The organism is Chelatococcus sp. KU-N122 (assembly GCF_055391085.1).
Genome location: NZ_AP043981.1, coordinates 3,640,014 through 3,654,896, shown reverse-complemented (window position 1 = coordinate 3,654,896; position 14,883 = coordinate 3,640,014). Strand labels below are relative to the sequence as shown.

Annotated in this window: 13 protein-coding genes; 8 read left to right on the top strand and 5 right to left on the bottom strand. The window is 66.8% G+C overall.

What is annotated here, in order from left to right:
• Window positions 1–83: 83 nt before the first annotated feature.
• A complete protein-coding gene (locus ACZ5PO_RS16335) occupies window positions 84–953 on the bottom strand; it encodes an isocitrate lyase/PEP mutase family protein (RefSeq protein WP_464195281.1) in 870 nt (289 codons plus the stop codon).
• A 307-nt stretch (window positions 954–1,260) separates the two neighbouring features.
• Here ACZ5PO_RS16335 and ACZ5PO_RS16330 point away from each other — a divergent pair, with 307 nt between their 5' ends.
• Window positions 1,261–2,355: a LacI family DNA-binding transcriptional regulator gene (locus ACZ5PO_RS16330; RefSeq protein WP_464195279.1), complete on the top strand. Its 1,095-nt coding sequence runs from the start codon at window positions 1,261–1,263 to the stop codon at window positions 2,353–2,355.
• Between the two features lie 21 nt (window positions 2,356–2,376).
• On the opposite strand, the gene ACZ5PO_RS16325 is transcribed toward ACZ5PO_RS16330, so the two are convergent.
• On the bottom strand, window positions 2,377–3,102 hold the full coding sequence (locus ACZ5PO_RS16325; RefSeq protein WP_464195277.1) for an enoyl-CoA hydratase/isomerase family protein: 726 nt from the start codon (window positions 3,100–3,102) through the stop codon (window positions 2,377–2,379).
• Window positions 3,103–3,471: 369 nt separating this feature from the next.
• Between ACZ5PO_RS16325 and ACZ5PO_RS16320 the strand changes: the two genes are divergently transcribed.
• From ACZ5PO_RS16320 to ACZ5PO_RS16300, 5 genes are all read left to right on the top strand, one after another.
• Window positions 3,472–4,776 carry an MFS transporter gene (locus ACZ5PO_RS16320; protein ID WP_464195275.1) on the top strand — a complete coding sequence of 435 codons (1,305 nt, stop codon included), beginning with the start codon at window positions 3,472–3,474 and terminating at the stop codon, window positions 4,774–4,776.
• 115 nt (window positions 4,777–4,891) lie between these two features.
• Window positions 4,892–5,659: a carboxymuconolactone decarboxylase family protein gene (locus ACZ5PO_RS16315; RefSeq protein WP_464195273.1), complete on the top strand. Its 768-nt coding sequence runs from the start codon at window positions 4,892–4,894 to the stop codon at window positions 5,657–5,659.
• Window positions 5,660–5,882: 223 nt separating this feature from the next.
• Window positions 5,883–6,272 carry a hypothetical protein gene (locus tag ACZ5PO_RS16310; protein ID WP_464195271.1) on the top strand — a complete coding sequence of 130 codons (390 nt, stop codon included), beginning with the start codon at window positions 5,883–5,885 and terminating at the stop codon, window positions 6,270–6,272.
• A 198-nt stretch (window positions 6,273–6,470) separates the two neighbouring features.
• Window positions 6,471–6,896 (top strand): DUF2000 domain-containing protein, encoded by a 426-nt coding sequence (locus tag ACZ5PO_RS16305; protein ID WP_464195269.1) that lies wholly within the window; start codon window positions 6,471–6,473, stop codon window positions 6,894–6,896.
• Between the two features lie 61 nt (window positions 6,897–6,957).
• Entirely contained in the window at window positions 6,958–7,785 is an 828-nt protein-coding gene (locus ACZ5PO_RS16300; RefSeq protein WP_464195267.1) for a helix-turn-helix transcriptional regulator, read from the top strand.
• Between the two features lie 15 nt (window positions 7,786–7,800).
• Here the strand turns inward: ACZ5PO_RS16300 and ACZ5PO_RS16295 are convergent, their stop codons facing one another.
• Entirely contained in the window at window positions 7,801–9,915 is a 2,115-nt protein-coding gene (locus ACZ5PO_RS16295; protein WP_464195265.1) for a flavin-containing monooxygenase, read from the bottom strand.
• 131 nt (window positions 9,916–10,046) lie between these two features.
• On the opposite strand from ACZ5PO_RS16295, the gene ACZ5PO_RS16290 reads away from it, so the two are divergent.
• Window positions 10,047–10,829, top strand: coding sequence for an SDR family NAD(P)-dependent oxidoreductase (locus ACZ5PO_RS16290; RefSeq protein ID WP_464195263.1), 783 nt, complete (start codon window positions 10,047–10,049; stop codon window positions 10,827–10,829).
• A gap of 181 nt (window positions 10,830–11,010) precedes the next feature.
• Here ACZ5PO_RS16290 and ACZ5PO_RS16285 read toward each other — a convergent pair whose 3' ends face one another.
• Together ACZ5PO_RS16285 and ACZ5PO_RS16280 are read right to left on the bottom strand one after the other, a co-directional pair.
• Complete coding sequence (locus tag ACZ5PO_RS16285; RefSeq protein WP_464195262.1) at window positions 11,011–12,168, bottom strand: amino acid ABC transporter substrate-binding protein; 1,158 nt, start codon at window positions 12,166–12,168, stop codon at window positions 11,011–11,013.
• A 241-nt stretch (window positions 12,169–12,409) separates the two neighbouring features.
• On the bottom strand, window positions 12,410–13,354 hold the full coding sequence (locus ACZ5PO_RS16280; RefSeq protein ID WP_464195260.1) for a LysR family transcriptional regulator: 945 nt from the start codon (window positions 13,352–13,354) through the stop codon (window positions 12,410–12,412).
• Between the two features lie 223 nt (window positions 13,355–13,577).
• On the opposite strand from ACZ5PO_RS16280, the gene ACZ5PO_RS16275 reads away from it, so the two are divergent.
• On the top strand, window positions 13,578–14,819 hold the full coding sequence (locus ACZ5PO_RS16275) for an ABC transporter substrate-binding protein (RefSeq protein ID WP_464195258.1): 1,242 nt from the start codon (window positions 13,578–13,580) through the stop codon (window positions 14,817–14,819).
• The last annotated feature ends 64 nt before the right edge of the window (window positions 14,820–14,883 follow it).

Below are 14,883 nucleotides of genomic sequence, written 5' to 3'. Positions count from 1 at the left end.
CAGCCCAGCCGGCATCATGACGGCCGCCGAGACACAGCTGTCCACGCCGTCATGGCCGGGCTTCACGCTAAGGGGTTCAGCGCTCAGGCGCCGAAGTGTCGTTGGCGCTCGAGCACCTCGGGCAGGCCGACGAAATCGTTGAAATCATCGAAGCTCGTCAGCCGGTCGGCGACCGCGTTGGTCGAGCCTTCGCGCATGAAGATCTCCATCATCTCCTTGACCGCCTTGTGCATGGCGAAGAGCGGCTCGATGGGGCAGAGCGCGTAGGCGAAGCCGAGCTCGTGGACCTCCCGCAACGACAGGAACGGGCTCTTGCCGGAGCGCGCCATGTTGAACAGCAGCGGCTTGCCGAGCGGCTTGAGCTGCCGGCTCATCTCCTTGAGATGTTCGACGCTTTCCGGCGCATCCGCATAGAGCCCGTCGGCGCCCGCGGCCGCGTAGGCCTTCAGACGCGCGATCGCATCGTCGAGGCCGTTGACGGCAATGGCGTCGGTACGCGCCACGACGAAGAAGTCAGGGTCGCTGCGCGCCTCCAGCATCGCCCGCAGCTTCTGCTGCATCTCTTCGATCGAGACCAGCTCCTTGCCGGCAAAATGGCCGCATTTCTTGGGCTGCGCCTGGTCCTCCAGATGCAGCGCGGAGGCGCCGGCCTCCTCCCACAGCCGCATGGTGCGCTGTGCCTCGAGCGGCCCGCCGTAGCCGGTATCGGCGTCGGCGAAGACGGGGACGGTGGCGACGCGGCAGATGCGGCGGATGTGATCGAACATCTCGGTCTGCGACAGGACACCGAAATCGGGCTGCCCGGCGACGATGGCCGATGCGGCGTAGCCGCTGACATAGATCGCCGGCGCGCCGGCCTGCTCCGCCAGCTTCGCGGTCACGGCGTCGTGCGCCCCGAGGCAGACGAATGGCGGGTTCTTCAGCAACTCACGGAATCGGGCGGACCGCGCCATGCTCTCTCTCCTTGCTCGAGGCAGCGAACGTCGCGGGAGAAGCTCGCGTCACCGCCTTATGTTATCGCAAACATTAGAGACCGCCGCTTACCTTGGCAAGGCACATCCTCCGGCTTCGGCTCATGAATGCGTTGAAAGCGTCCCCTCAAAAGGGCAAAGCTTCACCGGGTCCGTCGCCGGCGCGCTTCGATTGGTTCGTCTCTCCCGATCGCAAAAGAAGCGCTCCAGATTCAAGAAGTTGGAGCATTTGGCTCCGATCGGGTGATCTCATCTGATCGGGACCTGCTCCAGGGCCCCGGAGCAAAGGATGGGCCGCCGCAAAGCACTGGATTCACCGGCCGACGACAGCCCGTCGGCCCCTGCCCCGCCCGCGGAGGCAGGCGATTCGTGGAAGGGCCCGGCCGACCGGCGCGGGGTGCGGATGGCGGACGTGGCCAAGATCGCCGGCGTCTCGGCGATGACGGTGTCTCGGGCGCTGCGCGACCCGAAGGTGGTGAGCGCGGACACGCTGAAGCGCATCCGCACGGCCATCGACGAGGTCGGCTACCTGCCGAACCGCATGGCCGGCAACCTGTCGTCGCAACGCTCCAACATCGTGGGGCTCATCGTGCCGAGCCTGCGCAATTCGCTGTTCGTCGAGACCATCCAGGGCGTGGCGGACATGCTCGGGCACGAGTTCGATCTGATGATCGCCGACAGCGGCTACACGCTGAAGGGCGAGGAGGCGGCGGTCACTGCCTTCCTGAGCCAGCGGGTCTGCGGCATCGTCCTGCACAACACCAAGCATACCGCCCGCACCCGCCAGCTGATCCAGGAGGCGGGCGTGCCCTGTGTGGAGACCGGCAACCTGCTGCGGCGGCCGCTCGACATGTGCGTCGGCTTCTCCAACCACGAGGCCGCCTTCGCCATGACCGAGTACCTCATCCGCGAAGGCTACAGGCGCATCGGCTTCGTCAGCCTGCCGCTCAAGGACAACGACCGTGCCCAGGAGCGGCGACGCGGCTACATGGATGCGATGGCGAAGCACCGCCGCACGATCGACGAGACGATCATGCTCGAGGCGGCGCCGGGGCTGCGCAGCGGCGGCAACGCGCTGGTCGAGCTCGTCGAGGGGCGCACCGGCGTCGAGGCGGTGTTCCTGACCGGCGACGTCCTGGCTACGGGCGCCGTGCTGGAGGCGGCGCGGCGCGGCTGGGCGGTGCCCGGCCGCGTGGCCATCGCCGGCTCGGACGACAACGAGCTGCAGGAAAACGTGCTGCCGCCGCTCACCAGCATCCGCTTTCCGCGTTACGAGATCGGCCGCAGCGCGGCCAACATGCTGCTCAACCGCGTGCTGAAGCGGTCGAGCGGCTCGGCCGTGCTGGATCTGGGCTTCGAGATCATCCGCCGCGGCAGCGCCTGAGCCGGTCGCGGCGGTCGGTCCTCATCCCCTCTTCGGCGCATCCGCCGCGGCCAGGGCCGCCCCGAGGGCGAAGCGCGCCTGGTCGAGCGCCTGCTCGGGGCTCAGGCCTCGCATGCCGTAGTAGAGATCGCGCCCGAGCATCAGCACGTCCGGGTGGGCGCGCGCCGCGCGCTCGACCACCGCCACCGCCGCCTCCAGCACATCCGGCCGCGGCACGGCCTGGTTGACGAGGTGCAAGGCGCGCGCCTCTGCAGCCGGAATGAGGCGGGCGTCGTAGATGATCTCGAACAGCAGCTTCTTGGGAATCGCCTCGCGCGCCAGGGCCAGCGCCAGGAACGGGAACAGCCCGTGGGCCGCCTCGGGCAGGCCGAGCGTCGCGTCGTCGGCCATGACCGCCAGGTCGCAGGCGATCACCAGGCTGAAGCCGCCGGCATGGGCGTCGCCGTTGACCGCCGCCACGAGGGGCTTGCCCAGCCTGGCCATGGCGTCGAAGACATCGATGTGGCCACGGGCGAACTCCATGCGTCCGGGGACGGCCGGCCCCGCCCCACGGTAGTCGCCGCCGAGGCAGAACACGTCGCCGTGCCCGGTCAGCACGCAGCCGGACACGGCGGGGTCGTGGCGGGCCGCCTCCAGGGCCGCCACGAGCTGTTCGGCCATGGCCTGGGTGATGCGGTTGTGGGCGTCCGGGCGGCTGAGCGTCAGGACCACCACCGATCGCGTGCGCGTAACCTCGACCTGTTTCATCGTCGCCCTTCGTATCCTGAGGGATGGCCGTCTCGACCCCGGCGGCACCGGCCCGGTCTCGGCACGATGCAAGAGGTGGCCAGGCAAGGCATCTCCCGACCGGCTCGGTCTCATCTTGTTATCGAAAACAGGAAAATCGTGTCAAGGCAGCCTGACGCACCCGAGCGATCTCCACCGCAGGCACTCGAAAATGACCGTCCCAGGCGGCGCGCCTTTCGCCGGCGTCATGCACTTGCGCAGTCCATAGTCATCGTCTACGTTATCGATAACAGTCATCGACCTGCATTGACGCGGGCGAGACGCGGCTTCGGCAACCCGCCGCCGCGACCGGCAGGTCCGGCGCAACAATAAGAGTCCACTGGAGGAAATATGCAGGACATCGAGTCGAGGACCGTCGGCCGCATCTCCCGCCGCTTCATCCCGCTGCTGCTCATCTGCTTCATCGTCGCGTTTCTCGACCGCGTGAACGTCGGCTTTGCGGCCCTGACCATGAGCAAGGACCTCGGCTTCAGCGCCACCGTCTTCGGGCTCGGCGCCGGCCTGTTCTTCGTCAGCTATTTCCTCATGGAGGTGCCCTCCAACATCATCCTGCAGAAGGTCGGCGCGCGGCGGTGGATCGCACGGATCATGGTGACCTGGGGGCTGCTGTCGGCCGCCACGGCGTTCGTGTGGGACGAGTGGAGCTTCTACGCGATCCGCATTCTGCTGGGTGCGGCCGAGGCCGGCTTCTTCCCGGGCGTGATCCTGTTCCTGACCTTCTGGATTCCCCAGGCCCACAGGGGACGCATCGTCAGCAGCTTCATGGTCGCCATGCCGCTGGCGAGCGTCATCGGCGCCCCCATCTCCGGCTACCTGCTGGGGCTGGACGGCCTGTTCGGGCTGAGGGGCTGGCAGGTCATGTACATCGTCGAGGCCTTGCCGGCCCTCGTCCTCGCCGTCGTCGTCCTCTACGTCCTGCGCGACAATCCGGCGAAGGCCGAGTGGCTCAGCGACGAGGAGCGTGCCTGGCTGGCGGACAAGCTGGCGCAGGAGCGCCAGGCGACGGCGACGGTGTCGGCGCACGGCTTCGGGCAGATCATCCGGCATGCACGCATCCAGCAGCTGTCGCTGGTCTATTTCGGCATCGTCGCCTTCAACTTCGGCTTGAGCTTCTTTCTCCCGCAGATCGTCAAGGGCTTCCAGCTCAGCCTGATGCAGACCGGCCTCGTCAGCGCGCTCCCCTTCGCCGTCGCCTCGGCCGGCATGATCTGGTGGGGCCGGCGGTCGGACGCGCGCGACGAGCGCCGCTTCCATCTGCTCTTCCCCATGGCCTGCGCCGCAATCGGCTTGGCGGGGTCGACGCTGGTGAGCATTCCCGCGCTGAAGCTCGCCCTCCTCTGCCTGGCCGCGTTCGGGGTATTCTCGGCGCTGCCGATCTTCTGGGCGCTGACGTCGAGCCTGCTGAGTCCGGCCGCGGCAGCGGTGTCCATGGCCGTCATCAACTCGCTGGGCAACCTCTCGGGGTTCGCGGCACCGTACGTGGTGGGCGCCATCAAGGACGCCACCGGCAGCTTCGACGGCGGCCTGCAGCTGATCGCGCTCTACGGCGTCTTCGCCATCGGCCTGATGGCCTACATCCTGAGGTCGCACCGCGCCGGCGTGGCGATCGCGCCGGACAGCGTGCGTGCCGGTTAGCACGAGAACGGCAGCTCCGACAGAACCGGAGCTGCCGTTCTAGCTATTTGTTTTAGCATCGGATTTGTCCCAAAACCGGCGTCCACTTTGGGTCCGATGCTCCAGGGACCGAACCATGACCGATCTCCAACAGCGCACCCGCCGACTGGCCGCCCGAGGCGGCTACTGGCCGGCGGCACTCGATCCGCTGATCGAGAGCGCGCCGCACTTCGTCGAGGCCTATGTCGCTTTCGCGGAAGGCCCGCACCGGTCGGGCCGCCTGTCGGCAAAGACCCGCGCCTTCCTGGGACTGGCGCTCGATGCCGCCTCCACCCACCTGCATGAGCCGGGCATCCGCCGCCACTGTCGCGCGGCGCTGGCCGCCGGGGCGACGAAAGCCGAGATCATCGAGGTGCTGCAGCTGGTCGCCAATCTCGGCGTGCACGCCTGCGTGCTCGGCATTCCGATCCTCGTCGACAAGCTCGAGGACACTGCGACGCCGGTCGACCTCGGCCACGGCGACGACGAGCGGCAGGCCCTGAAGCAGGAGTTCATGGCGAGCCGCGGCTATTGGAACGCGGTCTGGGATGGCCTGCTGGCGCTCGACCCGGCGTTCTTCAAGGCATTCATCGGCTTTTCGTCGGCCGCCTGGCGCCACGGCCCGCTGGAGCCGAAGGTGAAGGAGTTCATCTACATCGTGGCCAATGTCTCGGCCCATCATCAGTTCGCGCCCGGAACCCATATCCACATCGAGAATGCGCTGAAGCTCGGCGCTTCGACCGGAGAGCTGCTGGAAGTCATCCAGATCGCCAGCGCCGTCGGCATGCACACGTTCGAGGTGGCCCTGCCCATCGTGGAAGAGGAATGCCGCAGCCTGGCGGCCGGCCGCGATCAGGCGCCGTGACGGAGGGCGCGGCGCCGCCGGCCCGCCGGGCGATCAACGGCATTGTCGCCTTGCTGCATGAACCGCCGGCAGATCGAGAGCGGACGCATGCATGGATGCGTCTCACCGACCTACAGTTGCCCCAAGTTTTAGGCTAACACTTTGCATGGGCTCGCCTGGGCCGCCGCGTGGGGGGGCTCAGGCGGGCGGCGGTCCCGTCGGAACCAATGCAAGGAGAGGGGAGATGTCCGTACTCTCCGGTTGGCTGGGCGCCCGGCCCCATCGCGCAACCCTCGTGAACCTCGCGATACTGTCGCTGATCCTCGCCATGATCGGGAGCACATCCCTCTTCATCGTGGTCGGTGGCGGCGTCGTGCTGGCAGCCGGTGTCCATTTCGTGTCACGCGCCGCGGCGTGGACGCTGGCGCTCGGACACGACAGGAATGCCTTGCAGCTCGCGCTGACCTGGGCTCCCGGCATCCTCGCCATCGCTCTTGCCCTCGTCGGCCTCGACCTGGCGATCGCCAGCCAACCCGCGAGCCTGACCTACGATTTCGGGGTGGTCCTGTTTGCAGCGCAGGTGGGCATGCTCGCCTCCGCCGGGGCCGACCTGGCTTTCGATATCCGCGGGTGACGAGCTCGGGAGATCGCGAAGTCGGACTCCGATTTGAGCTGGGGCATCCGGGCCCCCAGGCCGCCGGGAGACTGACGAGGCCGCCTCGGCGACCTCCGAACGCTCGATCCTGAGGATCCTGCAATACCGTTCAAGACCGGGCCACCGATCGGTGGCACATCGCCCGGACGAGTCTGTTTCCACGGAGTCTCCGGCCGCATGAACGATACGGACGAAGCGGAACCGCAGCGGTGCGTCATCGTCGTCGACGCGGCCTTGCCGCCGGGCCGGGCCGCCAATGCGGCGGCGGTCATCGCGCTCACGCTGGGCAAGCGCCACCCGGAGCTCGCCGGCCCCGACCTGATCGACGCCTCGGGCGACGCCCATCCCGGCCTGATCCCGATCGGCATCGCCGTCCTTGCCGCGCCCGCGCAGGAGCTGCAGGCGCTGCGTGCCAAGGCACGCGCTGGCGCCGTCGACCTGGTGGACTTCCCCGCCCAGGGTCAGCAGACGACGGACTATGCCGCCTTCGGCGCTGCCGTGCGGACGGTGGCGGCCGACGCCCTCGCCTACGTGGGTGTCGGCGTCTACGGCGGCCGCAAGGCGGTCGGCCGGCTCGTCGGCAAATTTTCGCTGTTGAAGTAGCGCATGCCGCCCCGGCTGGATACGCTTGGACTTCGGCTCATCTCCGGCGGCCGGACACACGGTGGCGCAGCTGACCTCGAGCGTTCACACCAAGATCTGGCGCGACCGTAGCCTGGGCCAGGCCGAGCTGCTGCGCGGCCGCTTCAGCGGCTATGCCTATGACGTCCATACCCACGACAAGGCCTGCTTCGCGCTCATCACCCGCGGCGCCATCCGCATCCGCATGCGCGGCCACGAGTTCATCGCCCGCGCCGGCGATCTCTACGCCATCGATGCGGAGGAGCCGCATGCGGGCTGGCCGATCGACGGCGAAGGCTGGCAACTCCGGACGCTTTACGTGGAGGCGACCGACCTGAGCGGCCGGCTGGATCGCGTCGGTGCGGTACCGGCGCTGGCTGGCCCGATCATCCGCGATCCGGTGCTGGCGCAGATGCTGCACGCGGTGCACGCGAGCTCCGAGACCGACGCCCCCCTCCTCGCCCGCGACGGGCGCTACCTGGATTTCATCGCCCGGCTGTTCGCGCGGCATATCCGTGAGCCGGCGCCCCTCGGGGGCGTCGATCGGGAGCCGCACGCCGTCCAGCTGGCGCGGATGTTCCTCGACCAGCGGCTCGATCGCCGCGTCAGCCTGGCCGACATCGCGCACGCCGCCGGCCTGCCGCCGTTCCGGCTCTACCGCGCCTTCGAGCGCGCCACCGGCATGTCGCCGCACGCCTACCAGCGGCAGGCCCGCGTGCGCGCCGCGGCCGGCCTCATCCGTCGGGGCCTGGCACTAGGCGAGGTCGCCGCCGCCACCGGCTTCGCCGACCAGGCGCACCTCACCCGCAGCTTCCGCCGCACCCTTGGGGTGACGCCCGGCGCCTATCGCAGCGCCTACGCGGTGCGGTAGGGCGGCGGCCGCACATCAACGCGACGCCGACCGCACAGGCTCCTCCGCGACCGCTCTGCATGCAAAGACATAGTCATTCGCGTCGAAATTCTTGGTCATCGCCCAATAGTCGACCAGCCGCCACGGCGAGTTCGCGACCACCCGGCCGCTGCTGTTCTTGTACCAGCTGTTCATGGCTGGATGGCTCCACACCATGCGGCTGTGCGCATCGTCGACACGTTCGTTGTAGCGCCGGAACACATCGCTTCGACACTCGATCTCGGCGAAGTCCCCCTGGATGATCTGCCGAAGGCACAGCATGACATGGCGCACCTGGCATTCGGCATGAAAGAACAGGCTCCCGCCGTGCGAGAGATTCGTGTTCGGGCCGAACAGGATGAACATGTTTGGAAACGCCGGCACCGTCATGCCGAGGTAGGCGCGCGGGTCGTCGTGTCCCCACGACTCCCGGATCGAATGCCCGTTCCGCCCGACGATCTCCATCGGCCAGAGAATGCGGTTGGCTTGGAACCCGGTCGCAAGGACGATCGCGTCGACCGGATGCGCCACGCCGTCGCCGTCGACGATCTCGCCTGCGGAGATGCTTGCCACCTCGGCGTTCACCAGCTCGACGTTCGCCCGCTTCAGCAGCTGGTACCAGTTGTTGTCGCGCAGCATCCGCTTGCCGTACGGAGGATAGGAGGGCGTCACCTTCTCGATCAGGTCCGGACGGTCGTGCAGCTCGCTGCGGATGTGCGCCATGAGCGTCTGCCGCATCTTCTCGTTTTCGGCGTTGAGCGAAACGCCCGGGCTTGCCCAATCCGGATCGACCTGCAGGGACGCATGCAGCACGTCGCCGGTGGCCCAGGACAGCAGATACCTGTGCCACTTGGCGTAGAAGGGAACATGGGCCATGGCCCATTTCATTCCCGCCGAAACGGGCAGCAGATAGTTCGGGTTGCGCGCCACCCAGCACGGAGAGCGCTGGAATATCAAAAGCTTCTCGACGCTGTCGACGATCGCAGGCCCCACTTGCATGCTGCTCGCGCCGGTGCCGACCAGCGCCACGCGCTTGCCGGACAGATCCAGCGTGTGATCCCACTCGGCCGTGTGGAAGACCGGCCCGGCGAAGCGCTCCATGCCGTCGATCGCCGGGATCTTGGGCCGGTTCAGCTGACCCACGGCGCAGATGAAGAACGTCGCCGTCTCGGTGCCGGCACCGTCCGGGCCGTCGGTGTCCAGCCGCCAGGATCGCGCCGTTTCGTCGTACGCGGCCCGCTTCACCTCCGTGCCGAACCGAATGTCGGCCATGATCCCGTATTTTTCCGCGCAGTGCCGAAGATAGGCCCATAGCTCGTCGCGCTTTGCGAAGTGGTGCGACCAATCGGGCTTGGGCTCGAAGGAGAACGAATAGTAATGGCTCGGCACGTCCACCCCCGCACCGGGATAGGAGTTCTCGAACCATGTGCCGCCCACGGCGCTGTTCTTCTCGTAGATGGCGAATGGAATGCCGGCTTCCTTCAGCTTGATCGCCATGCAGATGCCGGACATGCCGGCGCCGACAATGGCGACCGTATAGTCCTGTAAAATTCCCGCGCTCACAGTCGGAAAGTCCACGGATCGCGGGTCGCGGCCGCCACGCGCGAGTTCCTCCACCATCATCGGCACGTATTCGTCGGGAATGTCGCGTCCGATGCCGACGCTCATGATCGATTTGAGGCGCTCGCAGGAGATATGGCCATCCCAGGCGCGACCGCCGCGGGCATAGGCGTCGATCGTCGCCGCGAGGTTCCGGCTGATGCGGTGGCAGAGCTCCGGCGGAATGCTCTGCATGTAGCTCCAGCCGCCCGAGATGAAGGGCGCCGCCTCCGCCAGCAGCGTATCGTCACCGGAAAGCTGTGCGTGAACGAGCAGCTGAGGAACGATGTCCGCATCGGGCAGGACCTGCGCCAGCTCGTCGCGGCGGCCGGCCAGCTCGGCGAACTCCGCCGCGGTGATCGAGGCAAGCGAAATAGTCTGATCCGCAACGAGCATTTCGCCGATCCTATCCAATCGAGACCATCGGCACATGTGTATTATCGCTGCGCCTGTTGCCGCCGAAGATGACCTCGCCGCGATCGAGCAGCAAATAACGGTTTCTAATAAGCACATAACCGAGTCTGATGGGGCGCGGCCCGGCTCTCGGTCCGCGATATGGCGACATCAGCATTTATGATTTGCTGGCCACGACAGGCTCTCGATACTTGATGCCCTCGCGTCGCCACGGACAAGGAGCAACGAAAATGGATAACGCAGCCCGCATTGCGCCCGGCCGACTGGCCGGCCGCGTCGCCATCGTCACCGGCGCCGCCCAGGGGCTCGGTGAGAGCTTCGCGAAGGCGCTTGCGGCGGAGGGGGCGGCCGTCGTCGTCGGCGACCTGCTCGACGCAGAGCCGGTCGCCGCGGAGATCAATCGACGCGGCGGCCGAGCCTGCGCCGTGCGCCTCGACGTCACCGATCCGGCCTCGACCGAGGCCATCGCGCGCGAGGCCGTCTCCCGGTTCGGCGGCCTTCACATCCTCATCAACAACGCCGCGCTGTCCGGCACGCTGGCGCGCAAGCCGCTTCTCGAGATCGAGCCCGACGAGTGGGATCGGGTGATGGCGGTGAACACGAAGGGCGTCTTTCTCTGCACCAAGGCCGTCGTGCCGCAGATGAAGCAGCAGAACTACGGCAAGATCATCAACATCGCCTCGGGAACCGCCTTCAAGGGCTTTCCCTTCTTCCTCCACTACATCGCGTCGAAGGGCGCGATCCTGTCGATGACCAAGTCCATGGCGCGGGAGCTCGGGGATTTCGGCATACGGGTCAACGCCATCAGCCCCGGCCTGACGCTCAGCGAAAACATGAAATCCATGGGCGTCTGGACCCCGGAGCTGCGGCAGGCGAATGTCGACAGCAGGGCCATCAAGAAGGAGGCGGAGCCCGAGGACCTGCTGCCGCCCATGGTCTTCCTGGCCTCGGCCGACAGCGACTTCATTACCGGAGAGACGCTGGTCGTCGATGGCGGGTCGGTCATGCGCTGACCCCGCCCCGCTCCATCTGCGCTACGGCCGGCGCGCGGGCGCCGGCCTTACGCGCGATCGTCGAGGGGCAATTCAAGCGCGCCCCTTTTGCGCGCACCCGGGAGGAGCCTGGGCCCGCTCCGCTTGCCGTGCGGCCGGCGACGGTGCTCTGCCAGACGGCCCCGCAACGGCGACCGATCGTTCAGTTCTGGACGGCTTTCCCCAGAACGATGTCCGCGGTCTTCAGATCCTCGGGCGAGACGACGGCGTTCTTGCCGTTCTGGATCTGGGTGACGAGCAGGCGGCTGCGGTCGTTCTGCCCATTGGCCGCGAACTTGATCGGGCCATAGAAGGTCTCGAACGCCGTATCGCCCAGGGCCTTGCGCACCTCGTCGGCCTTGACGGTCCCCGCCTTCTCGATCGACTGGGCGAGAACCTCGCAGGCGGCGCTCGCCGCCGCCTCCAGGTAGGTCGGCTCCTTCTTGTACTTCGCCCGGAACTTCGCGGCGTAGTCCAAGGCCGACCCGAACATGAACTTGTCTTCGTATTTGGCGCCGCCGATCCACCAGGTGTTGGAGGTCACCCCCTCCGCCAGGGCCTTCAGATTGTCGGCATATTCGGCAAACACCGGCCCCGCCGTCATGGTGACGATCGGAGCGTCGAGCTTCAGCTCCGCCATCTGCCGCCGCGCCAGGATGAGCTCCTGAGTATAGCCATAGACGTAGATCCAGTCCGGCTTGGCGTATTTGATATCGGTCAGCGGGTTCATCAGGTCGGCCGCCCCCGGAGCGAACAGCCCGTCGTAGACGATCTCGTACCCGGCCTTGACCGCGGCCTGCTTCATGCTGGCCGCATTGGTCTTGGGGAACAGGCTATTCATCGCCAGGATGGCCATGCGCTTGCCGCCGGGCAGCGCCTGCTTGTAGAAGGCGGTCTCGGTGTCGACGATGATCTGGTTGGGCGACAGAATGCCGAACAGGTTCTTGAAGCCCTGGTCGAAGACGGATTCGGACGCGGCCGACCACGCGATCATCGGCACGCCGTAGCGCTCGGCGATCACCGCGGTTGCCTTGGTGTCGCCGGAGCCGTAGGGCCCGAGCAGGAACGAGACCTTGTCGTTGGTCACCAGGCGCTGGATCATTTGAACGGCGCGATTGGTCTCGCTCTGATAATCGTACTTGACTAGGCTGAACCGGTAGGTCTTGCCGTCCGCCTTCACGCCGCCGCGCTCGTCGATCGCATCGACGCACATCTGAAAGCCCTGCTCGGACTTTTCGCCAGCGTCGGCGAGGCTTCCGGTCAGCGACAGCGGCGCCCCGAGCTTGATGATCTCATCGGCCCGGGCGGCCGCAGACGTCATGCCCAGACTTGCGATCGTCAGCCAGCAGGCGGTCCAACACATCGATAGTCCATCTCTGCGGCTCATCTTTTGATCCCTCTAGCTTGGCATGATCTAACGATGCTTTCATGGGCGAGCGCAGAGCTACAATTCAAATATTCTGAAGGCGCTATCAGTTTGGGTGATTGCGTCGGCAGGTTGAAGGCAAAGCCTTTCGCACCTGCGGACGACGTGAAACCTGACCAGGCGCAGGGGGCGAGCCTCAGCGGCGGGCGGCGAGAGCCACGCCCTGGCCGAGCATCGAGCGGCGCCGGGACACGACGACGAGCTCTTCCTCCAGCATCTTGATGAAGCGCACGGCGGCGACGCTGAGCGGGCGGCGCTGATCGTAGACGAGATGGATGGTGAAGGGGATGGCCGGGTTCGCCACCGGATAGACGAAGAGGTCGTTGTACCATTCGTTGCCGACGGTGATGAAGGGGCAGAGCAGCGCCCAATCGGAGCTTCGCACCAGGCTGATCGCTCCGACCTGGCCATCGATCTCGACAATCGCTTTCGGCTTGATGACCCCGGCATCGACGTAGTTGCGTACGAAGCGCGCGAAGCTATGCTTGGACGACGGCAATATGAGATTGATGCCCTCGCGCTTCTCCAGGTCCACGGACGTAAAGTTGCGGCCGAACAGCGCCGTTCCAGTGAGAAGGACGGTTATGTCCTTGAAGATCGCGCGCTGGATGAAGCCCGTCTCCTTCGGCGGCGAGACGCCGAGCGCAAAATCGACGTCACCCGACGCCACCCCTTCGACCACGGTCCCGCTGTAGGCCTCCATCACCGATACGCCGACGTTGGGATAGCTCTCGAAATACCTGAGCAGGGTCGGAATGAGCACGCTGCTGCTCAGCGCAGGGGTCAACCCGATGCGGATCTTCCCCGAGGTCGGCGATATGTCCTTCGCGCCGATCAGCGCTTCCTTGGCGAGGGCGATATCGCGCGTGATCGACATGCAGTAGCCGTAGAGCTGCTCGCCCGCGGCGGTCGGCCTGACACCGGCCAGTTCGCGCTCGAACAGCTTGACGGCCAGCTCCTCTTCGAGGCGCTTGATCTGCATGCTCAGCGCAGGCTGAACCACGTTGGCCTTCCTTGCCGCCGCGCTGAAGCTGCCCTCCTCGTAGACCCAGGTGAAATAGGTAATCTGCTTCAGATCCAAATCCGTCCCCCGGCAGCGTAACCACCATTATGCAAGGCATGGACCATTTGGGAAATGGCTGTCACGTCGCCCCGGCAAACGATGGGGTCTCCCCCCAAAGTCGTGGTCCGCGACCGCGGCTGGGGGCGTGATAGCACCGACAAGGAGCGCTATACCCGTCTCAAGCCAAGCGCGACGACCAACGCGACTGACAACAAGGTGATGCTCGATCAGGAGGGCCCGCATGAGGAAGCGCAGCAGTGTGCATCGGAAGGAGCGGCGTGCGTCGCGCGAAGGGGCGCCGGTCCTGCTGGCGCTCGGCGTGCTGCTCGCCAGCGCGACCGCGTCGCTGGCGCAGATCTCCAACGACGTCGTCAGGATCGGCGTGCTGACCGATCTCTCCGGCCCCTACGCCGACCTCTCCGGGAAGGGCTCCGTGGTGGCGGCGGAGCTGGCGGCGGCCGATGCCGGCGGCAAGGTGCTCGGCAAGCCCATCGAGATCGTCTCGGCCGACCATCAGAACAAGCCGGACATCGCCTCGGCCGTCGCGCGCCGCTGGTACGACGTCGACGGCGTCGATGCGATCGTCGATCTGCCGGTCACCGCCGTCGCCTTTGCCGTCCAGACGGTGGCGCGCGAGAAGATGCGGACGGTGATGATCACCGCCGCCGCCACCTCGGACTTCACATCCAAGACCTGCTCTCCCGTGAGCACCCATTGGGCCGACGACACCCACACCCTGACCGCCGGCACGGCCCGGGCGGTGATGCAGCGCGGCGGGCGCTCCTGGTACTTCATCACCGTCGACCACGCCTTCGGCGCCGCCCTCCAGGCCGAGGCCACCAAGGTCATCGAGGCCGACGGCGGCCACGTGGTCGGCACGTCGCGGCATCCCATCGGCGCGGCCGACTATTCGTCCTTCATCGTGCAGGCCCGCGCCTCCGGAGCGGAGGTCGTGGCGCTGGCGAGCGTCGGCAACGACTTCATCACCGCCGTCAAGCAGGCGCACGAGTTCGGCCTGGGCACCGGCAACCCGACGTTGACCGGTTTCCTGACCTATATCACCGACATCAACGCGCTCGGCCTCGAGGTCGCGAAGAACCTGACGTTCACGTCGAGCTTCTATTGGGACCAGAGCGACGCCGCGCGCGCCTTCGCCCGCCGCTTCAAGGAGAAGGTCGGCACCATGCCGACCAAGGACCAGGCGGCCGTCTACGCCGCCGTGAGGCAGTTCCTGCGCGGCGTCGAGGCGGCCGGAACCGACGAGGCCGTCGCGGCCAACAAAGCCATGCGCGCCGCGCCCTTCGACTTCTTCGGCCGGCCCGCGTCGATCAGGGCCGACGGGCGCGTGCTGTTCGATGCGACGCTCTACCGGGTGAAGACGCCGGAGGAGAGCAAGGCGCCGTGGGACTACTACGAGGCCGTGCGGACGATCCCGCAGGCCGAGGCCTTCCTGCCGATGAACCCGGCCTGCGCCGCGCCATAGCGACGGGCGGAGCAGGGACCTCTCCTCGAGTCATCACCCTCCAAGTCTTTGTCTTGAGCATGAT